Genomic DNA, 22,454 nt, shown 5'->3' on the forward strand with positions numbered 1-22,454 from the left:
GTTGCCTGGGTCCAGGCGCGACGCCGGCAGCAGTGTGCGTCCGGAATACCGCAGACGGTCTCCACGAACTCGCCTGCGACGGATCCGGTTCCCTCGACTTCGAGGCCCAGGGTCACGGTGGCGACTCGCAGCTGGGGGACCTCGCCGACGAGTTGCCGGAGTTGGTCGACGACGAGCGGTGAGACCTGCTGGATGGGTGAGGGAGCGCCTCAGCCTGCGACGAGCGCGGTGACCTCGGCGAGCTCGTCGCCGTGAAGGTCGCGCTCGGAAACGTCCGGTGAAGTCGCTGGACATGCATTGGTACGCCAGGGAAACACGGGATCACAGCCTTTCGCGGTTCGTCAGGACGGTCGTGGTGACGTCGTCGAGGCTGATCCGATCGCCGCGGATGAGGGCCTGAGCCGCCTCGAAGCCGGTGCGGATTGCCTCACGCACATCGGCGGTCCGGGCGAAGGCCGGGCTGTCGGCGTACCCGCCAGCGGGACGTGGGCTCCAGGAGAAGCCGGCCTCGTCGCTGTGGGCGTTGATGTCCTCGACCAGATCTGCGAGGCCGCTCGCGCCGAGCGCGTCGAGTGCGTCGGTGACGCTGCTGGTGTTGAGGAGTCGGTCGATGTCGTAGAAGTGTCGACCGTGCTTGAGCAGTGTCGCGGTATCGCCACGGATGGCGGCGTCGTGAACGGCGGCGATCTTCTCCAGCAGTGTTCGTTCGGGCGCGAGCACGTTGATCTTGAAGCTGGCGAACTCCTCCCAGGTGTCCTCGGTCTCGCCGAGGTCGGTGATCGCGTAGTCGGCGACCATTGAACGGTAGGAGTGTGGTCCGGCGGGGTAGGTGCCGCCGCGGCTGCCGAGTTCAAGCAGCACGCCTTCCTTGAGTCCGTTGTCGTACTCGGTCACGGGGTAGTTGTAGGTCGTGTGGCGCTTCACGCCAGTTGTTGAGGCGCCGTGGGTCACGTCATCGTTGGTGAGGCCCAGGTGTGCGATCACGTCGGTGTCGACCTGCTTGAGCACGTCGTGACGGGCCCTGGGTGACGGCCCATCGGGAAAGACTGCGAGCAGGTCGACGTCTTCGGAAAAGCGGTCCACGATCCCGAAGACGCGGCTGAGGCTGGTGCCGCCCTTGAACAAGAACGTCACGGGCGCGGTCGAGCCGTCGGGCATGGCAACCACCCGATCGACGGCGGCGGCGCGGAGCACCTCGGTGACCCAAAAGTCCTTCTCGACGTACGGTGCGGGCAACTCTCGGGCCGCAGCGGTCCGGGCGGCCAGGGCATCGAGGTCGTCGAGGTTGCGACGCAGCTGCTCACTCACACTGCGACCGCCAACGTCTCGTCGAGCCGAGCGAAGTTGTCGCGAACGGCCCGGTTGTACTCGCCGTGTACAGCCTCACGCAGTCGCTCGGCTCTGATCTCGCCGGCACGCAACGAGGCTCGGACCTTCGCGACAAGCGCGTCCCAGCCCGCCTCGACGTAGACCTCGGGAGAGCGCAGGAGTTCCAGCAGCGCGATCTCCTTCTCGTTTAGGTCTGCGCGAGCGAGGTTCTTGCGGTCGTGCTGGACGACACCGTCGATCGGGTCGACCGTCCGCAGGGTCGCCACATGCCACACCGGGGGGAGCTGGGTGGTCACCCCCCAGGCGCGAGCGGCGGAGTAGCCGGCCGGACCGATGCCACGGGTGCCGAGCACCGCGCGAGCAACATCCTCGGGGCGGGGGGCGACCACGCCGTATCGGGTCCGACGCCCCCGGTAGTACAGCCCCCGTCGGACCGGCAGGAGCAGGCCGTCCGTCACCGCACGCGAAGCCGCCTTCCGGGCAGCGGTCGAGGAGCCGGGAAGCCTGTCCACACGGACGAAGGACTTCTCCGGCGTCTCTCGGATCACCGCAGCGGGCGACAGCATCGTCATGTCACGGAAGCATACCGGGAACGTGACATCCCGGCCAGTCGCCTGCACGGCCCACTGGCCCAGCCTTACGAGCCCTTCACGGGCTCGGGCTGCGCGTACCACGGCACCCCATCCGGCTCCATCGAGCCGATGTGGTGACCGGCGTCCCAGAGACCGTGGTCTGACTCGTACCTCTCGATAGAGCCGACCTCTGCGCCCGTAGGGGGGTAGGGGTTCGAGGTCGACGGCTCGCCTCGATGCGCTGCCTCACGCCCGAGGCAGAACGCGCAGTCATGTTCAGAGTCGTCGGGCTCATCCATGACTCCATCGTCCCGAGCGGGCGCCACCGCGCCCAACCATTTCCGCTCTTGGCGATCTTCTGCGGAATCAGGCCGTCTGGCCTCTGTCAGATGTCGTCGTAGAGCGGTAGGTCCACGGCCTGGCGTACGACGGCGTATCCGTACGAGAACTCGCTGAACTCAGCGGCCGGCATCGAGGTCACCTCCGGTGATGGTTTCGCAGGAAGCGGCGTGCTCATGGCCCAAGGCAGCCGATCGGAATGACGTGGACGCCGTCATTGCGGCGGTAGGCGTAGGAGCCGCTGCTGATGATGACTCCGAGGAAGGCGGGCTCGCCGTGCCTGCTCGTGTCCACCTTTGTTGCGAAGCGCAATAGAGATCCGGCTGCCTCGTCGACGGCGTCGTGGTCGAGCTTGATCTCGAAGGCTCCCCACTTGTCGTCGCGAACGTTGACGATGGCGTCGACCTCGTGCCCGTTGGAGTCACGCCACGAGTCGACCGTGCCACCGAGCGGCTGGGCGTAGACCCGCAGGTCTCTCACGACGAGCGCTTCGAATTGCAGGCCCAGCGCGTTCAGGTCGCGCATTAGTTCGGTGCTGCCGATGTCAAGAGCGGCGAGGCCCAACGATGGATCGACGAGGTAGCGGACTGGTGCTTGGCGAAGCCGCGCCCGGGACCGCATGTGCGGACGCCATGGCTCTGAGTCGTCGATGATGTGGAGCCGTTCGAGGGCGTTCAAGTAGTTGGCGAGCGTGTCGCGGGCGATTGGACCGTCGTCGCCGCCTACGTCCTTGGCAATCTCGGTGGATTTCGTCGATTGACCCACGGCACGGCCGAGCGAGGCGAGGAGTCTGCGAATGTTGCCGGGGTTTCGGCGCGTTCCGAGCCCCTGTACGTCGATCTCGGCGACCTGACGGAGGTAGTCGCGGAGCCAGTTGCGGGCTTCGTCCTCCTCGGAGTTGAGCAGTTCGGGCCAGCCGCCGATCACTATGCGCTCAACCGCGTCGATGAACGAGAGGTGCTGGCCGTTGCCCTGCTGTGATTCACCTTCGAGTAAGGCGGCGAGTGAAACGTCGCCGTTGGAGTGCTTCGACTCGAACAGACTCATGGGACGCATGCGGATCACGCCGAAGCGGCCTGCCCCGGAATGTCTGGTGGCATCGTCGTTCGGAGTGGCAGAGCCGGTAAGGATGTACAGGCCCTTGCCTTGGCGGTCGTCGACCTGGCGGCGCACGCGGTTCCAGAGCGTGGGCTCGACCTGCCATTCATCGAAGAGGATCGGCGTTGGGCTCTCGAACAGCTGCTCGGGCGCATTCCGGATCAGGGCCCGGATGGCGGGATCCTCGTCGAGCCTGAAGGTGGTCGTGGCGAACTGGGAGGCGGTCCACGTCTTGCCGCACGCCTTTGGCCCCTCGATCACCACGGCTCCGATAGCGCGCAGCCGCCGCTCCAGTTCGCCATCGGCGACACGGGGGAGGTAAGCGGTCATAGTCCTATCCTACAGATTGCATGACACTCACCTTCTATTTTGCATACAGGACGCTCGACGTTTTGCCTACTACCGGTCCGCGCTTCTGCATAAGCGCAGGTCAGGCCTACTGCTCGCGCGGTAGCCGGACGACGGCGTCTGCCTTGCCGGTCGCCGTGCGTCGCTCCGACCACCGCTCGCTCAGCGCGGCCGGCACCCCGGAGCTCTCCCGCACCGGCCGCGTGCGGTCTCCGGCGGGCGAGCCTGTCGATGCCCCGGGTCGCTCGACGCACTCCCCGGAGCGCCTCGACCAGCTGCCGCTCCAACGCGGTGTTGTGTCGACCAGTTGAACTCGCCGCGTGCTCGAACAGCGCCGTGCCGTAGACCGACAGCCACTCGCCCTGCCGGGTCTGCACCTTGTTGGCGACCGCGACGTGGGTGTGCAGGTCGGGGTCTCAGGCCCTGGAGTCACGGTGGGTGAACGACGTGGCAGCCAGCCCACGGGTCTCGACCTGCCGGGCACCGTCGCGCCCTCCCCGGTGAACAGCGCCTGCCGCTCGATGACAGCGAGCGCGTCGCGTACCGCGGCATCGTGCGCCGCCTCAATCACCCGCGCCACGTAGGGAGGTGCGACCGCCCACAGAGCCGGGACCGACATCACCGGCGAGAAGGTCAGGTCGACCCCGGCTACCGCCGTCTGCCGTGGGCGGGCGTAACGAGCCAGCGCGTCCGACAGCTCGCGCACTTCTTCGGCTCGCCCATGATCGGCGACGAACCGCTGGGCGACCTCCGAGCGCACTCGGGCGCGCACGTCGTGCGGCGGCCGTGACTCGCCCGTGTCGCGGACTCGCTTGGCGACTTCGGCGTTGAACCCGTCGATACCGGTGTTGTCGTAGATCTTGCACGCCGCCCGGAGCGGCTCGTCCGTAAGCGGGTGCGACCCGGTACCGAACAGGTGCTTCATCTGCTTGGCCGTCACGACTTCACCGGCCTCCAGAGAGTCGATCCCGACGAGCCCGGAGCCGACCCAACCCCCGGGCGGCTCGGCCTTCGCCGAGCAGTAGTCGGCCAGGGGAGCGGCACCCTCCTCCGTCGAGTCGAGTGCAGCGACCTACCGGGTCAGGTACGCATATCCCGGCCGGGCCGAGAGCTTGTGGATCGTCATCGTCGCATCCCAAACGGCCGCGCGCAGGACGCGAGTGGCCAGGGGACGGGGCGGTGGATAAAGAGGTGCGTCTGGCTGGGAGGACGTGGCGTGGGAGGCCGTTGGATGTCGGAGGCGGCGAGGAGAATCGCGGTATTCGAAGGACGTGGTAGCGCGATAACAGACCCGGCGGCGTGGAATTTTGGAGCACAAACATGACGAACTCTCGAGGTAATGACCTGCTGAGCGAGCTCAGCGGAGTCGCCACTCGGACCCTGCGCTCTGCTGGTCCAAGATACGGGCCGTCCCTCGATCCCCGAGCGCCGAACCTCGCGATCGTGCCCCTTCAGCAGGCCGGTAACGCGTTGGCCCAAGGCTCAGCGTTTCGCGAGCGGGTTCAGGCGCTGGCAGGCGAGCTTCGCAAGGCCCATGAGCGGGATGACCGCTTCGCGAACGGGCTGTTTGCGCGACGCATAGCAAATTTTCAGCGCAGCATCGCGGACCTCGATGCCCTCGCTTCGGCCGACACGGTTGTCGGCCGAAAGGCCGCCCTGCGCGGTCTGCGCCGTCATCTCCGATCCGTCAGAGGGCGGTTGTCCACTACCGAAACTGAGCTCCGGGCGCGCCTCTGGGCGCTGGAGGGAACCCAGCCCGAAGCCGAATCCGACGAAGAGAAGAAGGCTCGTTCGAGCGAACGTGACCGTGTGCAGTCGCGCCTCGCGGCCATCCGACGCCTAGAGGACGCGCTCTACGAGGTGGCGGAGTTCGCCGACGGCCATGAAGGGGACCTTGTCGCGGACGGCTCCTCGATACTGCTTCTGGGGGAGTGGGGCACCGGCAAGACACACTTTCTCTGTGACTACGCGATCCAGGCGATCGACGACGGAACGCCGACGGTGGTGGTGCTCGCGAACGCACTGAGGACTGACATCCCACCTCTCGACGCGATTGCCGAGAACACTGGGCTGGCGCCGAGCGGTGAGGCGCTGATGTCGCTCCTCGATGCCAAGGCGAAGGAGGCTGGACGCCGAGCGCTGATCATGATCGACGCGTTAAACGAGTCCGACCGCGACACCTGGCGCCGCGCGCTGCCCGGGCTCGTGCGTGCCGTCGCGGACATGGAGAACGTCGGGCTCGTCGTTTCTTGCCGCACTCCATTCGATTCGAGTTTGATCGTGGACGCCGCTCGCAAAAGGATGACTGTGCTTCGTCACCCGGGCTTCGAGGAGCAGGAGTTTGATGCGCAACTTGAGTTCTTCAAGTACTACGACCTGCCGGCTCTCCACGTCCCCCTCCTCACATCGGAGTACTCGCGACCACTCTTCTTACGTCTGATGTGCGAGGGGATCAAGGATCTCGGGAAGCGCTCGCAGAAGAGTCACCTGCGGGATCTTGCATCGGGGCAGAAGAGCATGACGTATGTCCTTGAGCGGTTCGTCAAGGAGGTGGGCGAGGAGGTTGAGAAGGCGCACAACATCTCGAAACTCTCGTGCTGGCACATCATGAAGGGAGACCCACGCAATGGACGCGCTGGCCTTGCTGGCGTCCTCGCGAGGGAGCGCAGGGAGTGGCTCAGCTGGGACGAGGCGCTTGGCGAGGTGCGAGCCTGCACTGCAGCGACCCTGCCGGAGGCATCCGCCATCATCGACTCGATGAAGACGGCTGGCCTTCTCATCGGACACTCCCGCTATCAAGACGGCGGCTACGTCGACGTGCTCGTGCTTCCGTATCAGCGCTTCTCGGATCACCTCGTGGCGCGGCATCTCCTGGACGCGCACCTGGATACGACAAGCGAAGCGCGGGTGCGTCGGTGCTTCTACAAGGATCAGCGCCTCGGTGCGGTGTTCGTGGTGGACGACTGGGGCCGCGAGTTCGCCGAGCCGGGTATCGCCTCAGCTCTCATGATTGAGTTTCCCGAACGCGTGCGACGGATGGCGGAGCGTGACGGGGCTCCCGCCGAGCTTCTCGTCTACCTTCCGAAGGAGCGTCGACTCGTTCATCCGGTCGTTGACGTGTTTCTTGAGGGCCTCTACTGGCGCCCCTCATCAAGTTTCGGTCCAGAGACAAAATGGATAGTCGAGTTCCTGCTGCGCCGACCTGAAAAGGAACTACGCTCGCGTGTCTACGAAGTAGTCGTTGGCCTTGCCATGCGTGACGGGCACCCGCTCGGTGCCGGCTGGCTGATTGACAGGCTCGCCTCGATGTCGATGCCAGAGCGAGATGTCGAGTGGTCGGAGTTCGTGCGAACGGCAGATCCCGATTCCAATCTCGTTCGCCTTCTGGCGTGGGCCGAGCGCGAGGAGCACAGCAAGGTGGACGCGGAGGTTACTGCCCACGCGATCCGGATAACCGCTTTGCTGCTCACCACAACGGACCGGCTGATTCGCGATCGAGCAACTCGCGCACTCGTTCTCATGGGCGAGGCGCATCCACGGCGGCTCTTCGACGAGGTGTCGGCGGTCTTGTTGCTCGGTGACCCGTACGTCACCGAGCGTGTCCTTGCCGCCTGCTACGGCGTTTGCATGCGCGTCTGGGCGACGGAGAACCGCAAGTCGAACTTTAGCGACGACCTGGTCGGCCTTGCGCGTCTCCTGCTGGAGCAGGTCCTCCGCCCGGGGTCCCCTCACTCAACTTGGCATGCGCTCACCCGCGGATATGCGATCGGTGTGCTGCAGATCCTTCTGAAGCTCCGTCCGAGGGCGCTCTCCCCTTCGGACCGCTCGTTGCTGATGCCATCTCCTGGTCACGCCGTCTCGCCATTTCGTCCGGTTTCCCGGATCCGGAAGCGCGACGTCGACGACCCTGAACACGCGATCCATATGGACTTCGGCAACTACACGATTGGTCGCCTCGTGGATGACCGCGGCAACTACGACTTCAAGCACAAGGAGTACGCGGGCGTTCGAAAACAGATCGCTGACCGCATGCGTCGGCTCGGGTACTCCACGGCGCACTTCAACGACGTGGACAAGATCATCGTTGGCCACCTGGAGTACAGGCGAGACGGGCATCGGGTTGATCGCTACGGCAAGAAGTACTCGTGGATCGCCTTCTTCGAGATGTATGGACTTCGGCGCGCCGAGGGAAAGTTCAAGGACGAGTACTTCCACGAGCCCAGGCCCTCCGACAGTGACATCGACCCGTCCTTTCCAGCGGAGATCCCGAAGTGGAGCCCATCGCACGACGATGTCTTCGCTCAGTCGCCCGTTGACCTTCACAAATGGATCGCGGATGGTCAAACCCCCGACTATGTGAGCATCCTCCGCCTGCCTGAAGTCGACGGAGTGGTTGGCGACTGGGTGCTTCTCGACGCCGCGATGCACGAAGGGAAAACTGACGGACGCGAGGTGCGAGGCTGGGTGACGTCCGTTTTTGTCCCTCCTCGATCTGTCGAGCAGATGCGCAAGGAGGTCGCGTCCGGCCGTGAGCTCGGTGATCGAGGATTCCCGGAGACCGGAGCCGACTACTACACCTACCACGGCGAGATTCCCTGGTCGGAGACCTACGGCAGCGACGTTCGAAATGAACATGGTGTGCCGAAGCGCCTCAACGATCGGGCGTTTGACTACTTCGACAGCGGGTGGAGACGCGGCGTACCAGTTGAGGACTCGTGTCGGCGCTGGTCATGGGAGGATTACCACAGCCAGCTCAATCAGGTTGGCGGCGTGGTGTTCCCAGCGCCGCCGATCGCCGAGGCTCTGAATCTGCGCGTCGCTGGCGGCAGCTCGGACATGCTCGACCAGAAGAACAGGTTGGCAACCATCTTCCGGCGTGCAGACGGTCCTGGCTTCGGGTCTTACTTCCTGTACATGCGCGGGGATCTTGTCGAGCGCTACACAGCAGGACGTGGACTTCGGCTTGTGCAAGCAGTCGTAAGTGAACGCAACGTGAGCTACAAGGCCACGGAGCGAGGAATCTCTGATTCGCTCCGAGGAATCCTCCAGAGTCGTGTTCAAGTATCCGGCCAGGTCGTCGGTCTCGGGTAGCAGCTGATTCAAGGCGGACCGGTGAAAACCCTTGGCCGCTCGGGTCACGCGACTTCCTCAGGAACGGCCGTGCGCTTGATGCCGTTCAGCGTCTCGACGATCACGTCCACGTCGGCGTCGGGGAAGAAGCTGTCCGGGCCGGTGGGGGCGTGGTCGGTGTAGGGCGACTCGAAGAGGCGCTTCGGCTCCATGACGCCGTTCTTGGTCAGTTCGTCGACGATCAGGTTCACGAAGCGAACTTGCTCGACCGAGAACACGGTGCCGTCGAGGTAGTGGGCGAAGGCCTCCATCGCGGCCGCGCGGTCGAGTCCGACCAGCCCGCGCACAAAGATGCCCAGGCCGCCGGTTTGCTCGTTGGCCCACGCGAGGTCGACCTGCTGGCCACCGGAGGCGATGAGCATCTGCTCCAGCTCGGTGAGGTCGTCGGACGTAAGCTGCTTGTTCCGCCGGAGTCGCTGGAGGGCGAGGTTGTCGAGATGCTCGCGCAGGTACGCCTCGGCCTTGGACTTGAAACGCTCGTAGTTGGTGCCGGGCGTAACGCCGGGCAGCACGACCTCGACACCGTCGCCGAGGACGTCCTCGAAGTCGGTGTAGACCGGATTTCGTGTGGTCTTCTCGATAAAACGCACCAAGCTACGGATCCGCAGCCGAGCCAGTTCCAGCATCGGTAGCGTGACGTCGATCCACCACTCGTCACCGGCGACGGACTCCAGCAGGACGGCCTGCTCGGCGACGGACGGGATCGTGGTCTTGCCGAACAGTGCGGCGGCGATGTCCTGGATGGTCTCGCGCAGTCGTTCGGCGAGGACGGCATCACCGTCGAGTTGCGCGAGCTGGCGGCGCAGCACGAGCAGGTCGAAGCGCTTGGCGTCCTCGTCGTCGTCACGAACCGATGACGGCAGCCCGGCGAGTCCGAGAGCGGCCTCAGCAGAAGCTGGGGATAGCGACTTCCAGGCATCCGCGTCCGCGAACATCTCGACGGCCTTGCGGTGCTTTCGCACCACAAAGTTGCCGAGGCTCATCCCGGCCACGATCTCGTGCAGTGTCGCCGCTGTGGATGACCGCAGATCCGGTTCGGCGTCGCCGAGAGCGGTCACGAGACCGAGGCGGGCCTCGAAGAGCCGCTGCGAGAGTGACTTCTGGATCTGCCCCTCGGATCCTGGCAGGTCCTGGCTGAAGTACTCGAGGTTGCCGCAGAAGTCGAAGACGAAGAAGTCCTGCTTGTCCTCACCCGGTCCGAACAGGTCGGGGCAGAGCCGGGTGCCACGACCGATCATCTGCCAGAACTTCGACTTCGAGCGCACCTGTTTGAAGAACACCAGGTTGACGACCTCGGGCACGTCGATGCCGGTGTCGAGCATGTCGACGCTGATCGCGATGTGCGGCGCCTTGTCCTTGATCGAGAAGTCGTCGATCAGCGACTGGGCGTACGGCGTGCTGTGCGTGATGACACGCGCGAAGTGTCCGGCGAGCTCGGGGTAGGCGACGTTAAAGCGCTTCTCAATGAACTCGGCGTGCTTCTGGCTCTTCGCGAAGACGATCGTCTTGCCGAGCCGGTCGCCGCCCGCTACCCGGTAGCCCTGCGTCATCAACGTTTCCAGGACCTTGTCGACCGTGTCCTCGTTGAACAGGAACCGATTGAGCTCCTCGGCGCCGACCTCCTCGGGCGGTCCGTCTTCACCCCAGTCGAGTGCGTCCCACTGGTCCTTCTCTTCCTCGGTGAGGTCGTCGTACTTGATGCCCGAGCGAAGGAACTGGGTGCCGGCGCTGATGGCCTTGGGCGGTACGAGGTATCCGGCGTCGACGGCCTCGTCGAGGCTGTAGCTGTCGGTGGGGACGCCGTCTTCGAGGTGGAACAGCCGGTAGGTGTTGTGGTCGACCTCGTCCTTCGGTGTCGCGGTCAGGCCGATGAGCATCGAGTCGAAGTAGTCGAAGATCGCGCCGTACTTCGCGTACACCGATCGGTGTGCCTCGTCGATCACGATGAGGTCGAAGTACCCCGGTCCGAAGCGACGCCTACCGTCGTCCAGGTCGTCGATGAGGTTCATCATCGTCGGATACGTCGAGACGTAGACGCGCCCGTCCGTGACCTTCTCGGTCACCAGGTTGACCGTCGTCGACCCAGGAAGATGGGCCTTGAACGCGTTGGCTGCCTGCGCCACCAGCGCGGACCGGTCAGCCAGGAACAGCACTCGCTTGACCCAGTTCGCCTTCTGCAGCAGGTCGACAAGGGCGATGGTGGTCCGGGTCTTGCCGGAGCCGGTGGCCATGACCAGCAGAGCCTCGCGCTGCTTGCGGTCGAACGCGTCGCCGACCGCCTTGATCGCCCGGACCTGATAGGGCCGACCTGCAATGTCCGTGGTCACCGCAGCGGTCGCGAGCGGGAGCCTGGTCCGGCGTCGCTGGATCAGCAGTTCCAGCTCGTCGCGGGTGTAGAAGCCCTGCGTCTCGCGCGGCGGATAGCCACCTGCATCGTCCCAGATCCGGTGCTCGTAGCCGTTGGAGTAGAAGATCACCGGCCGACGACCGAACTGCTTCTCCAAACAGTCGGCGTACAGCTTCGCCTGCTGCTGCCCGACCTCGGGTGACTTCGCGGTCCGCTTGGTCTCCACCACCGCGAGGGGCAGTCCGTCGTCGCCCCAGAGCACGTAGTCGGCGAAGCCGGTGCCTCCCGCGGTTGGCATGCCGGTGACTCCATACTCACGGTCGCGCTGCTGGTCGAGCGGCCAGCCGGCTTCGCGGAGCAGGACGTCGACGAACAGGTCGCGCGCGTCGGTCTCGTTGTAGTCGTGGTCGTCGGGCCTCGCTACGGCCTGGGCGGCCGCGATCTGCGCCTTCAGCGCGGCGATCTCGACCTCGTGGGCGGCGAGGCGCTCGTCCTTCTCGGCGAGTGCCTTCGCATGGGCTTCGTCCCGTGCCTTGAACCTCGCGGCGAGCCGCCCCACCTCCTCCCGCGACAGAGGAGCGGCGCTCGCGGCCCGCTTCGGCTCGAACTGCGCCTGTAACGGCACCACGTTCGGCTGGGGGGAGTGGTGGTACGACGTCCACACGACGACGTGGAAGAGCTCTCGTAGGACCGCGAGAGACAGGTCGGGGCGGATCTGACGGCTCTCGTGTACCGCGGTGTTGGCGATACGACGGATCGCGGTGAGCTTCTGCGTGATCCCTTGCGGCACTTTCGCCTTGAACGCCGCATCGTTGATCTTCGCGGCCAGGTCGTCACGGTACGGCGTGCGCAACGACAGGACGTCGTAGAGGTAGGTGACGATCTCCTCGACCACTCGGCGGGCGTAGAAGCAGGCAGAACGGGGATCGGAGGAGAGGTACGACTCGGCCCGCCTGCAGTCGTCGTGGATCGACGGCAGCGTCTGACGGACGAAGTCGAAGTTGGTCATCAGTCGTCGCTGTCGATCCCGAAGTGGTCGGCGAGCCGCCCAAGGGTGAACTCCTGGCGTAGCTTGCAGGCGCTGTGCTGGCTGGCGAACATGCCCTTCTCCCAGTAGGCGTCGCTTTGGGGGCGAGCATCGATCCACTCGACGGGGACGACCCACTCGGCGTCGTCATCGTCAAGGTCAGCGATAGCGAAGTCGTAGTCCGTGGCCAACGACTGCTCGGCAAGGCGCATCCATTCGCCGTCGACCCGAACCTGCGCCTTCTCGAACCGGTCGGCTGGAGCCAAGGTCGTCCCGACACCGACGAACCCGGTGCCCGGGACGTTGACCCAGACACGGGCACCCTCGGGCAAGGAACGGATCGTCTGGGAGTAGAACTTGCCCGCACCGGCCGAGATGAAGTTGAACTTGCGTGCGTCCTCCCAGATGCGGTGGCCGCCGAAGGAGACGTACCAGTCGACACCGTTCCAGGTCGCACGCTTGCTCTTCTTGCTGACAGCGGGCGCGGCAGGTGAGTCCTCGTCGGAGGCGGCCAACCACGATCGGGCGAGGTAGCGTCGTCCGTCGTCTTCGAGATAGGAGAAGAAGACCGCGTTCACCGGGACGCCGAACCCGCGCAGGTAGTTCACGATGCGCTCGGAGCTGGCATCAAGCTCGGTCGCCACGATGGTCAGGCTGAGGCCGCCATTCAGCTCATCCGGTGGTGCGGTCCCGAAGACGTCCTCGAACGCGGCCTCGAAGGGCTGGTCGAGGTGCTTGGTGGCGATGTCGATGATGTCGTCCCGAGAGAGGGTCGACACCCAAGATCCGTAGTCGAGCACCTGAGCCACGACCTCGCGCGGGGTCTTGTCGCGCTTCAGCTCTAACAGATTGAGATTGCCGTCGGCATCGATGGCGAGCAGGTCAAGACGCGGGCCGTACGGCGTGATCACCTCGCTACCGATGACCAGCAGGCGATCGCCGAGCAGCGATGGGTCGCGCCTGAGGAACGCGTGCAGGTCCTTCTCAGCGGGAAGTACGGAGGTCGTCAGTGGCTTCGGCTCGTCGCCGTCGATGCGCCACATCCTCATTTCAACAGGCATGGGTCACAACTCCCCTCGGAAGGCGTGGGACTGAAGGGAGGCGAACAGCTCTGCGTCTGCTGAACCTGCCGCAGAGACCTGCTTGCGCTTCTCCTCGATGACATCGACGCGGCTAGCGAACTCCTGCTGGGCCGCGGGGGGGGCCGTTGGCAGTCGGATCGACCCCAGCGCCTCGGTGTTGATGTTGTACTGGCCAGCAGACGTTTTCGAGCGCTCGCGAAGTTGCTCCCGACCCGCCGGGGTTGCCAAATACCCAGCGACGAACTGCGGCTCAATTTCGTCTGACAGCCTGGCTCGAATCAGGTATGACGCATAGATCCACGGCAGGTCTTCGAAACCTGCGGACTTGACGGCTGCCTCCGAGAAGATCGCACTGCGACCGACGTTGTCCTGATTGCCGTTCGTCCGGACGAACAGCAGGTCACCTTCCCGAAGTGTGAGCCTTCGCAACTCGGCGGGTTCGACTAGGACAGTCTTGATCTCGTCGGTGTCGATTGCCCCTCCGACGACGTTGGGGATGCGAAGGGCCGGATATCCAGAGTCACCTGACTTATTCGACGTCCCATATCGAAACTCCTCCACGACAGCCGACATCGGCGTCGTACCTGGAGCATCCCTGAACATCTCCTGAAACACGGCTCCCGTGAGCGAGTCGAGATGGGCGAGGACTTGGCGGCGCTTGGTGCAGATGGCTTCGGCGTGGTCGAGTATCGCGGCGACGCGGCGCTGTTCAGAGAGGGGCGGGAGCGGGATGTTGATCGCTGCAAATGCGCTCTCCACTGCAAGGTTCTTGATCGTGGCACCGCGCACGAATGGTGCGATGGCGGAGGCGAATGTGGGTGTACGCAAGAAGTGGAAGACATATCTCGAGTCCGTCACTGTCGGATCTGTTCTCAGAACCCGGACGAAGTTAGTCGCTACCGTCGGATCTTCGGGCTCGATGCCTACGTAGGCGACGTTTCCACAGTTGCCTGAGGTGGTGAGCACGATGTCGCCAGCGTGGACGCGCGCTTTCGTGAACTCCCTAGCCGTGTAGCCACGCCAGGGCAACGCGCGCCAGCGCAACTCACCTGATGTGCCGACATCGCCGTTTCGGATCGCCTTGGCGTCCACTTCCGCGCCGCCAGCTTCGACTCCCCAGTAACCGGCGGAACGCGTCGTAAGCACATCGCTGAGACTGCTCACGACAGCATCGCCTTCAACCCAGCGATACCCTTAGCGATTTCGTCCTCCAGGTTTTCGATGTCGGCGATGATGTCTAGCGGGGCGCGGTGCTCGATATCGTCGTGGACAATCTCCTTGTAGCGGTTCAGCGACAGGTCATAGCTCTGGGCGACGATGTCGGCCTTAGGGACGAGGAAGCTCTGCTCGGTACGGGCACGGCCCTTCTCCGCAGACAGCTTCTTCCAGCGGGCGAGCACGTTGGGTAGGTCGTTCGCCTCGATCGGGTTCCGCTTGTCGTCGAGGGAGAATCCGTCGGCCCGTACGTCGTAGAACCAGACGTCCTCGGTCCCACCGGAGTTCGTCTTGGTGAAGAACAAGATGGCCGTCGAGACGCCGGCGTACGGCCGAAAGACACCGCTGGGCAACTTCACCACAGCGTCGAGCTTCTGCTCCTCGACCAGGATCCTGCGCAGTGTCTTGTGCGCCGTGCTGGACCCGAAGAGCACGCCATCGGGGACGATGACCGCGGCTCGGCCGCCGGGCTTGAGCAGCTTCAGGAAGAGCGCGAGGAACAGCAGCTCGGTCTTTTTGGTCTTGACGACCCGCTGGAGGTCCTTGCTGGTGGACTCGTAGTCGAGCGATCCCGCGAAGGGTGGGTTGGCGAGAATAAGGGAGTACTTCTCGGCGTCCTCGCTCGCTCCCTCGGACAACGAGTCGCGGTAGCGGATGTCGGGGGACTCGATGCCGTGCAACAGCATGTTCATGCTGCCGATGCGCAGCATCGTCGAGTCGAAGTCGTACCCGTGGAACATCGAGCGGTGGAAATGCCCCCGCTGCTTGGCATCGATGAGCGCGTCGGCGTGGGTCGCGCGAACGTACTCGCTCGCTGCCACCAGGAATCCGGCCGTGCCGCAGGCAGGATCGCAGATCTCGTCCGCCGGCCGCGGCGCGGTCATCTTGACCATCAGGTCGATGATGTGACGCGGCGTCCGGAACTGGCCGTTGACTCCGGCTGAGGCGATCTTGGAGAGCAGGTACTCGTACAGGTCCCCGTTGGTGTCTCGGTCGGCCATTGGGATGTCGTCGAGCATGTCGACGACTTTGGACAGCAGTGCTGGGGTCGGGATGGTGAAGCGTGCGTCCTTCATGTGCTCGCTGTACGTCGTGCCGTCACCCAACCCGCGCAGGAACGGGAAGACCTCGCCGGCGATGGTCTTGTGCATCACCTCAGGAGAGGCGTTCTTGAGCTGGCTCCAGCGCAGGTGCGCCTGACCGTCGAGGAAGACCGGGTCCTCGATCGCACTGCGGGTCGTTCGAGCCTTCTTCTCCGCGCGGGTCTGCAGGTCGTCGAGGCGGCGGATGAACAGCAGATAGGTGATCTGCTCGATCACTTCGAGCGGGTTGCTGATGCCGCCGGACCAGAAGGCGTCCCAGACGCGGTCGATCTTGCTCTTCAGCTCCCCGGTTATCACAGCGGAGACTCTAGTGAGGATGCGTCGTCAATCGCGGACATGGGCGCCTCCTGCCGCCCGGGCTGTCCGCGCAGCGGTCCAGGATGGCCGAAGGGTCCGACATTTCGCCGCGACGTGACGGCTTCTCCGCTCGGCCTGTCGGGCACGGGGGCCTTCGGTGGCCGACTCTTAGCGCGCCACCAGCGCCGTCACCTTGGCCAGTTCGGCGCCGTGCAGGTCGCGCTCGACCTCAAGGTCGTAGTCGGTCTGGATGTTGATCCAGAAGCGCTCGTCGACGCCGAGGGCCTTCGAGAGCCGCAGCGCGGTGTCGGTGGTGATCGCTCGCTTGCCGCGCACGATCTCACTGATCCGGGTCTGGGAGAGTCCGGTCGCCTGGGCGAGGCGGTACTGCGTGATGCCCAGCGGCTCGAGGAACTCGGTCAGCAGGATCTCCCCGGGAGTGATCGGGTCGTGTGCCTTGGTCGTCTCAGCCATGATCGGTCTCCTCTCAGTGATAGTCGGTGATCTCGACGTCGTCCGCGCCGTTGTCGGTCCAGACGAAGCAGATTCGGTATTGGTCGTTGATGCGGATCGAGTGCTGCCCCGCACGGTCGCCGACCAGCTTCTCCATGCGATTGCCGGGCCTCGCCCGCAGGCTGTTGCCTGGGCGAAGGAGCAGGAGATGCGGGGCCGAGCGAGAGCCTGCGCGGCCGACAGTGGGCGTAGGCTGATCTCAAGGATTCTGTAGACCTCAAGAATCGAGTAGTCATGAACCTTGCGAAGCTCTCCGCCAACGGACAAATCACTGTCCCGGCTGAGGTGCGCCGTCGGCTGCACTTGGCGCCGGGCGACAAGGTTCTGTTCCTCGAGAAGCCGAATGGTGAGGTGGTAGTCGCCAAGGCCAGCGTCTCGGCACTCATGGACACCCAGGCTGCGTTCGCCGGCGCAGCGGCCGACTTCGGCGTGAGCGGTGAGTCGGACGTCGACGCGCTCGTCGCTGAGTCCCGCGGCCGAGCGTGATGCGGGTCCTGCTCGACACCAACATCATCATCTCGGCGCTGCTCTTTCGGTCCTCGACGCCGTCGACCGTTGTCGAGGTTGTGCTGCAAGAGCATCGGCTGGTTCGCACCGAATGGGTCATCGCTGAGCTGAGGGAGGTCGTGGGACGCAAGCGCCCCGATCTGGTTCCGGCGCTGGAGAGGTTCTTGTCCTCCATCGACTACGAGTTGGTCAGTCCTGGCGACACAGCCGTGGCAATCTCGGATCCCGACGATCAGCCGATCCTCGACGCTGCCACAGCATCTGCCGTCGACGTGATCGTCACCGGGGACAAGCACTTCCTCACGCTGAACATCGAGACGCCCCTCATCCTGACCGCTCGCGCTTTCGTCGAGGCTTACGTCCGGTCGACCTGAGATAGCGGCGGCTTCATGTACCACTCATGTAACAAGCCAGGGGTGAACAAGGGCGTCCAGGGAGTATGCGGCCTGAGCATCACGTTGATCCCTGGCTCGTTACACCATCTTACTATCATAAAGTGGTGTAAGATCGCGCTGTGAACCTAGGCCGAGGCGAGTTGCATCCCGAGTTCGTGGTCAGCTGGGAAACCCATCCTTGGGACCGCGAACCAGATCACTCTGTCTCGCGCCGCCAGCAACTCTCGGCTCGTGGCCCGTATCAAGCGGCCATGCCCGTTGCCGTCGCCGAATCCACGCTACAGGTCGACGTGGGACTCCAGGCCGAGGCCGAGGACGCCGTACGCGAGATCGCCCGCTTCGATGCCGAGATCAGTGCAATCGCCCATAGGCGTGCCGCCCGCGAAGGCGACGACGCGTCCACCGAGCTCGCACCATTGGCGTCAGTGCTCCTGCGCACCGAGTCGGCCTCGTCGTCAGAGATCGAGGGAGTGACAGCTGGTGCTCGCGCGCTGGCGATGGCTGCCATCGATGCGGAGGCTGGGCCGAACGCGCAACTGGTGACGGCGAATGTCACTGCCATGCAGCGCGCCGTCGAGTTGGCCGACAGCATCAGCGTCGACACGATCCTTGCTGCCCACCAGGCGTTGCTCGACCGGCATGCCCATGCCGCTCCTGGTCGACTTCGTGACCAGCAGGTCTGGATCGGTAGCAACGCATTGAGCCCGCACACGGCGTCCTTCGTGCCGCCGCATCAATCACGGGTTCCTGCTGCTCTCGATGACCTCGTCGCTTACGTCCACCGCGTCGACCTGCCCGTGTTGGTGCAGGTCGCCATCGCGCACGCGCAGTTCGAGACGATCCACCCCTTCAACGACGGCAACGGCCGCATCGGGCGCACCCTTGTGCACGCGATGCTGCGGCACTCGGGTGTCACACGCACACTGACGGTCCCGGTCTCTGCCGGCCTGTTGACCGACACGTCGGCCTACTTCCACGCGCTGACGGACTACCGCGAGGGATACGTCGAGACGATCATCCGACAGTTCATCAATGCTTCGTTCCGTGCGATAGGCAACGGGCGGGCGCTCGTGAACCATCTTGAGCAGGTCTACGAAGAGTGGAGCGAGAAACTCCCCGCTCGGCGCGGTTCCGCGGCGCGACGCCTGCTTCCACACCTGCTGAACCAGCCCGCGGTCAATGTCGCCCACGTCGAATCCGCGACGGGTGTCGCTCTGTCGGCGGCACAGCGAGCCGTCGAGCAGTTGGAGGACGCCGAGATCCTCAAGCGCACCAGCGGCAACCGGCGCAACCGCGTCTGGATCGCCCAGGACGTCATCGACGCACTGGACGCCTTCGCCGAACGCGTTGGACGTCGCGGGTACTAACTCATGTCCCGCGTCAAGGAAGTGGCAGGGTTTCGGGTTCGGGAAACGGTGATGACGGTGGGGTCGGCGCGGCCTTGGTGGACGTCGATGGGGCGGTGCCAGGACAGGCCTCGTGGGGTCGGATGGTGTTGAACTCGACCGGGTAGGCCTCGGCCTCGCGGACCAGGTCGAGGGCGTCGTCGATGGGCTCGCGGTAGAGCCGCTCGTCCTTCAGCGACTCGAAAGCACGCTCCCGGACGCCGTTCTGGCCCGGTCTGGCCCCAATCGGGTCATGCGAAGGGGCCCCTGACGCTGCAAACGTGCAGGTCAGAGGCCCCTTCGGGGTTACGACGTCTGTCAGATGTCGTAGTACGACTCGAACGATCTGGCCGGTGTTGGCTCATGACGGCCGGAAGCGAAAAGTGCCGTTGACCTGTGCAAACGTGGTCCTTGGTTGGTGGCTCGTGACGGCTGAATTCGGCCTCGAACGGATCTCCTGCGGTATCACTGCGGCATTTGTCGGTCCTGCCGAGGACGATGGTCGCGTGGAGGAGAAGGACAACAACCCTGGGCTGAACTTCGAGTGGGCCACGGACCTCGTCGCCACGATAGCGGAGGCGATCGCTGAGGGTGGTGAAGTCTACGAGCTGTCGAGCCGGATGAGGGCGAGGCTGCCTGAGCAGTTGCCCGACCATGTGAAGTCGTTCCTGCGGGCGCTCGACTACGTGCAGCGCCATCAGTCCAGCCCGAAAGCAGCGGCTGATGACTTGTATGCCCCCATGTTCACGAGTGGCGATGGCTACGCGTACCCGGAGCCGTTGTCCGAGGTCGCTCCAGACACGGAGCTGGCCTGGTCCGACGCGATGCAGCTCTTCGGCTCGAGTGATGTTGTCGTCGCGCGCGTGGGGGATCTCCTGTGGTGCGTCAAGGCCAAGCCGCGGCCGGACCTTAGCGCGAGGGCAGCCCAGGCGGCGTTCCGCCGACTGTGGAGCGAGAAGGGGTTGGCGTCGGTGCACCGATCCGACGCCTTGGTGCGTGCCCTCGAGATCGCAAGCGAGCTTGGCGACGCTGTTCTCGTTCGTGACACCGCTTCGGACATGGTCGCCGCGGTGCACGAGACGCTCGTGGATGAGGAGTGGGCACCAGGCGTCTCGCTGCCCATGATCGAGGCGCTCGCCGGGCTTCCAGAATCGCGGCAGCCTCCTGACGTCGATGAGCTCATCCGCGTGGCGCGTGACCGCTACGCCAGCGATCCGTTCATCCTCGAGTCACTGATGTTGCTCGAGATGCAACGGGCCGCGGGCGATGTTCGGGAGCGTAAGCGCGTCGCCGCCGAGGCCGTCAACATGTGGCGCGCGGTTGCCGACGAGCGCGGTGGTCTGGTCGGTCTCTCCCACCTCGAACGTGCCTTGGAGCTGGCCCGGAACGAAGGCCTCGTCGATATGGCCAACGAGCTCCGTCTCCTTCTTCAACAGCCGCGTAGTGCGGACGAGTTGGGAATGGAGAAGGTTGCCAGCGACGTCACGATCCCGTCGGAGGTCATCGAGGGATTCGTAGGGGGCTTTGTCGAGACATCAGGCCCGGAAGAGACGCTCCAGCGCCTGGCGGCGCACAGCCCGGTCACGGATGTGGCGGCCGACAAACAGACTGTCCGGGACCAGATGCAGGAGTTCCCCCTCCAGCACCTGTTCTCGACGGTTGTCACAAACGACGATGGGACGCCCATCGCCCACATCATCACTGATGAGCAGAAGTTCGATCATGCCCTGACGAGGCACCACAGCCTCGCGGTGTCCTTCTGGGGCAGCATGCTCGGACTCGTCTTCCGGCGGCTGCATGACGAAGGACGCCTCTCCTCGACCGATCTCGGCGCGCAAGTCGTGGGCGAGTTCATCGATGCCGAACTTGCTGCTGGGATCGCCAAGGCGTACGACTTCATGCAGGTCGGCGACCATGAGGCTGCCCTGCACATGCTGCTCGTGCGCATCGAGCGCGTGGTGCGGCACGTCGCGCGCACGCTCGGGCTCGCGGTGTTTCGCGAGCCGAGTCTGGACGGAAAGTCCCTTGGCGCCTACAAGGGTCTCGGTGAACTCCTCGGACTGCTGGAAGGCCGCGTGCCTGAACAGCATCGCCGCTACTTCGCCGTGCTGCTGACCGAGCGCACCGGCCTGAACCTCCGGAACCGGTCAGCGCACGGACTGATGAACGGCGCGTCACTGGAGGACGCGGCCTTGGCCCTGCATGTGCTGATGGTGCTGTCGCAGTGGTCGACGACCCCACCGGACGGCTCGAACGCCGGCGATTAGCAGCGACGCTCAATTTTTAGAAGTGCCGTCGTAGGCCGACCGCAGTTTGACGATGAAGTCTTGAAACTGCGAAGGCTGTTTCCCGTCCACGAGCACGAGGACGGACTTGTTGCGGCTCTCGTAGTACTTGATCACCGCGAGCGCAGTGAACGTCTTCCCGAGGCCGACGCTGTCGGCCAGCATGCAGCCGTTGTACGTCTCCAGCTTGTTGATGATGCCCACGGCCGCATCGCGTTGGAAGTTGTAGAGCTTCTTCCAGATCTCCGAGTCCCGCCACCCGGTCAGGTCGTCGGGCAGCACGTCCTCGCTGATGTCCTCGAGGAACTCCGAGAAGAGGTTGTACAGGATCAGGAAGTAGATCTGCTCGGGGCTGTTCTCGGCGTACACGCTCGCGACGTGTTCGTGGACGAGCTGGGTGACGTCCTCGACCTGCTCGGGGCTCGTCCAGATCTGATCGAAGGTTTGGAGGTAGGCAGAGGCGAGCGGTGCCTCATCGATCTTGTTGACGAGGTTGGAGACCGCGTCTCCGCGCTCGTAGCCGAGATCGGCAGAGGTGAAGCCCTGAAGCGGCATCTAGGCGGCACGGTCGTCGACGACGGCGAACTGCTGCATCGGAGCGCCGGTCTTGTTGGACTTGAAGGTGACCTTGCGCGTGATCCAGTCCGCACACTCCCGGGCGATCGCCCGTTGGGTGAGCTGGTTTCGCAGCCGGATCTCGAACTCGGAGCCATAGAGGCTCGACTCGCGCTTGGTCTGCGGGATGTAGAACTCTCGGCGCTCTTTTCTCACTTTGTCCGTTGCCTGGCTGGCGACGAATGTCGGAGCCGTGAAGATGAACTCCAGTTCTTTCACGCCTTCCAGCTCCTTGCGGAGCGCCTCGAAGGCGTAGATCGAGAACGTCGACGCGATCCGGACCTTGGAAGCCACTAGTCAGGGTGACCTTGATGTCGTCACCGAGGAGCCTGTTGAGGTTGTCGATAATCTCCATCAGTACTCCCCCTTCTTCGAAGGCCTCGCGGTCTCGTCGGCGGCGCTACTGCGGACCCACTCGTCGACCTCGCTGACCTTGAACTTCCACAGGCGTCCCACCCGGTGGGCCGGCATGTCCTTCTTGACGATCCAGGTGTAGATGCTGTCCTTGGTGACGCCGAGATGCTCGGCGATCGCGTCAGCAGACACCCAGGGCTCGAGCACCCTCCGAACCTTAGTGCCGACCGAGGCCGTTCTTTGCCTGTTTATGCTGATATCTCCTTGTCGTCTTGGTGGGCCGATCGGCAGTGCGCTCGGCCATAAGGAGTAGGGCCCACGTGACGTCCACGAGCTAACGATGACCGATCACCCCTTGCCTGTTGTGTATCGACGCTCTGTTAGCCATTGAGGAGGTCGCCGAGCTATGACTCATGCCGATGGCCGTGTCGCGCGATCGGCGGGGCTGGCACTAGGCGGCGGCATTCCTCGCAGACGGCCGCGACCACCGCGGCGCGTGGTGTGTCGTCCCTG

The 22,454-nt window shown here is 64.5% G+C and carries 17 protein-coding genes and 4 pseudogenes; 5 read left to right on the forward strand and 16 right to left on the reverse strand.

What is annotated here, in order from left to right; all coding sequences use genetic code 11:
- Nucleotides 1-29 precede the first annotated feature (29 nt).
- From EPO13_08315 to EPO13_08345, 7 genes and pseudogenes are all read right to left on the reverse strand, one after another.
- A pseudogene (locus EPO13_08315) lies at nucleotides 30-116 on the reverse strand (VOC family protein).
- Nucleotides 117-321: 205 nt separating this feature from the next.
- Nucleotides 322-1,308, reverse strand: coding sequence for a nucleotidyl transferase AbiEii/AbiGii toxin family protein (locus EPO13_08320; GenBank protein TAK69198.1), 987 nt, complete (start codon nucleotides 1,306-1,308; stop codon nucleotides 322-324).
- Nucleotides 1,305-1,901, reverse strand: a complete 597-nt coding sequence (locus EPO13_08325) for a hypothetical protein (protein TAK69199.1) — start codon at nucleotides 1,899-1,901, stop codon at nucleotides 1,305-1,307. The genes EPO13_08320 and EPO13_08325 overlap by 4 nt, the downstream gene beginning before the upstream one ends.
- Nucleotides 1,902-2,414: 513 nt before the next feature.
- Nucleotides 2,415-3,668, reverse strand: coding sequence for an ATP-binding protein (locus EPO13_08330; protein TAK69200.1), 1,254 nt, complete (start codon nucleotides 3,666-3,668; stop codon nucleotides 2,415-2,417).
- Nucleotides 3,665-4,093, reverse strand: coding sequence for a hypothetical protein (locus tag EPO13_08335; protein TAK69241.1), 429 nt, complete (start codon nucleotides 4,091-4,093; stop codon nucleotides 3,665-3,667). Before EPO13_08335 ends, EPO13_08330 begins: the two co-directional genes overlap by 4 nt.
- 83 nt (nucleotides 4,094-4,176) lie before the next feature.
- A pseudogene (locus EPO13_08340) lies at nucleotides 4,177-4,719 on the reverse strand (transfer protein Tra).
- Between the two features lie 449 nt (nucleotides 4,720-5,168).
- The gene (locus EPO13_08345; GenBank protein TAK69201.1) at nucleotides 5,169-5,363 is read right to left on the reverse strand and encodes a hypothetical protein; all 195 of its coding nucleotides are present in this window, start codon (nucleotides 5,361-5,363) and stop codon (nucleotides 5,169-5,171) included.
- A gap of 21 nt (nucleotides 5,364-5,384) precedes the next feature.
- Between EPO13_08345 and EPO13_08350 the strand changes: the two genes are divergently transcribed.
- Entirely contained in the window at nucleotides 5,385-8,777 is a 3,393-nt protein-coding gene (locus EPO13_08350) for an ATP-binding protein (GenBank protein ID TAK69202.1), read from the forward strand.
- A 44-nt stretch (nucleotides 8,778-8,821) separates the two neighbouring features.
- On the opposite strand, the gene EPO13_08355 is transcribed toward EPO13_08350, so the two are convergent.
- The 6 genes from EPO13_08355 to EPO13_08380 all read right to left on the reverse strand — a co-directional run bounded on the left by EPO13_08355 (nucleotide 8,822) and on the right by EPO13_08380 (nucleotide 16,497).
- Entirely contained in the window at nucleotides 8,822-12,172 is a 3,351-nt protein-coding gene (locus tag EPO13_08355; GenBank protein TAK69203.1) for a DUF4145 domain-containing protein, read from the reverse strand.
- Nucleotides 12,172-13,251, reverse strand: coding sequence for a hypothetical protein (locus EPO13_08360; GenBank protein ID TAK69204.1), 1,080 nt, complete (start codon nucleotides 13,249-13,251; stop codon nucleotides 12,172-12,174). The genes EPO13_08355 and EPO13_08360 overlap by 1 nt, the downstream gene beginning before the upstream one ends.
- A gap of 3 nt (nucleotides 13,252-13,254) precedes the next feature.
- Nucleotides 13,255-14,436, reverse strand: a complete 1,182-nt coding sequence (locus EPO13_08365) for a restriction endonuclease subunit S (GenBank protein TAK69205.1) — start codon at nucleotides 14,434-14,436, stop codon at nucleotides 13,255-13,257.
- Entirely contained in the window at nucleotides 14,433-15,887 is a 1,455-nt protein-coding gene (locus tag EPO13_08370) for an SAM-dependent DNA methyltransferase (GenBank protein ID TAK69206.1), read from the reverse strand. Before EPO13_08370 ends, EPO13_08365 begins: the two co-directional genes overlap by 4 nt.
- Nucleotides 15,888-16,055: 168 nt before the next feature.
- Nucleotides 16,056-16,361, reverse strand: coding sequence for an addiction module antidote protein, HigA family (gene higA, locus EPO13_08375; protein TAK69207.1), 306 nt, complete (start codon nucleotides 16,359-16,361; stop codon nucleotides 16,056-16,058).
- Between the two features lie 13 nt (nucleotides 16,362-16,374).
- A complete protein-coding gene (locus EPO13_08380; GenBank protein TAK69208.1) occupies nucleotides 16,375-16,497 on the reverse strand; it encodes a hypothetical protein in 123 nt (40 codons plus the stop codon).
- Between the two features lie 137 nt (nucleotides 16,498-16,634).
- On the opposite strand from EPO13_08380, the gene EPO13_08385 reads away from it, so the two are divergent.
- The 3 genes from EPO13_08385 (at nucleotide 16,635) to EPO13_08395 (ending at nucleotide 18,669) form a co-directional block, all read left to right on the forward strand.
- On the forward strand, nucleotides 16,635-16,886 hold the full coding sequence (locus EPO13_08385) for an AbrB/MazE/SpoVT family DNA-binding domain-containing protein (GenBank protein TAK69209.1): 252 nt from the start codon (nucleotides 16,635-16,637) through the stop codon (nucleotides 16,884-16,886).
- Entirely contained in the window at nucleotides 16,886-17,281 is a 396-nt protein-coding gene (locus EPO13_08390) for a putative toxin-antitoxin system toxin component, PIN family (GenBank protein ID TAK69210.1), read from the forward strand. The genes EPO13_08385 and EPO13_08390 overlap by 1 nt, the downstream gene beginning before the upstream one ends.
- 140 nt (nucleotides 17,282-17,421) lie before the next feature.
- Entirely contained in the window at nucleotides 17,422-18,669 is a 1,248-nt protein-coding gene (locus tag EPO13_08395) for a Fic family protein (GenBank protein TAK69211.1), read from the forward strand.
- A 106-nt stretch (nucleotides 18,670-18,775) separates the two neighbouring features.
- Here EPO13_08395 and EPO13_08400 read toward each other — a convergent pair.
- Nucleotides 18,776-18,922: pseudogene (locus tag EPO13_08400) on the reverse strand (transposase).
- 190 nt (nucleotides 18,923-19,112) lie between these two features.
- Between EPO13_08400 and EPO13_08405 the strand changes: the two are divergent.
- The gene (locus EPO13_08405; GenBank protein ID TAK69212.1) at nucleotides 19,113-20,954 is read left to right on the forward strand and encodes a DUF4209 domain-containing protein; all 1,842 of its coding nucleotides are present in this window, start codon (nucleotides 19,113-19,115) and stop codon (nucleotides 20,952-20,954) included.
- Between the two features lie 9 nt (nucleotides 20,955-20,963).
- Here the strand turns inward: EPO13_08405 and EPO13_08410 are convergent.
- Both EPO13_08410 and EPO13_08415 read right to left on the reverse strand, forming a co-directional pair.
- Nucleotides 20,964-21,942, reverse strand: a pseudogene (locus EPO13_08410) (hypothetical protein).
- Nucleotides 21,942-22,148: a helix-turn-helix domain-containing protein gene (locus EPO13_08415; GenBank protein TAK69213.1), complete on the reverse strand. Its 207-nt coding sequence runs from the start codon at nucleotides 22,146-22,148 to the stop codon at nucleotides 21,942-21,944. Before EPO13_08415 ends, EPO13_08410 begins: the two are co-directional and overlap by 1 nt.
- Nucleotides 22,149-22,454 lie beyond the last annotated feature (306 nt).

The organism is Actinomycetota bacterium (genome assembly GCA_004297305.1).
In the GTDB taxonomy this organism is placed as follows: Bacteria; Actinomycetota; Actinomycetes; order S36-B12; family FW305-bin1; genus FW305-bin1.

Coding starts and splice junctions, on each gene's coding strand:
- EPO13_08325 (TAK69199.1), bottom strand. CDS start 1,901: ATGACGATGCTGTCGCCCGCTGCGGTGATCCGAGAGACGCCGGAGAAG.
- EPO13_08330 (TAK69200.1), bottom strand. CDS start 3,668: ATGACCGCTTACCTCCCCCGTGTCGCCGATGGCGAACTGGAGCGGCGG.
- EPO13_08345 (TAK69201.1), bottom strand. CDS start 5,363: ATGACGGCGCAGACCGCGCAGGGCGGCCTTTCGGCCGACAACCGTGTC.
- EPO13_08355 (TAK69203.1), bottom strand. CDS start 12,172: ATGACCAACTTCGACTTCGTCCGTCAGACGCTGCCGTCGATCCACGAC.
- EPO13_08360 (TAK69204.1), bottom strand. CDS start 13,251: ATGCCTGTTGAAATGAGGATGTGGCGCATCGACGGCGACGAGCCGAAG.
- higA (TAK69207.1), bottom strand. CDS start 16,361: ATGGCTGAGACGACCAAGGCACACGACCCGATCACTCCCGGGGAGATC.
- EPO13_08380 (TAK69208.1), bottom strand. CDS start 16,497: ATGGAGAAGCTGGTCGGCGACCGTGCGGGGCAGCACTCGATCCGCATC.
- EPO13_08385 (TAK69209.1), top strand. CDS start 16,635: ATGAACCTTGCGAAGCTCTCCGCCAACGGACAAATCACTGTCCCGGCT.
- EPO13_08390 (TAK69210.1), top strand. CDS start 16,886: ATGCGGGTCCTGCTCGACACCAACATCATCATCTCGGCGCTGCTCTTT.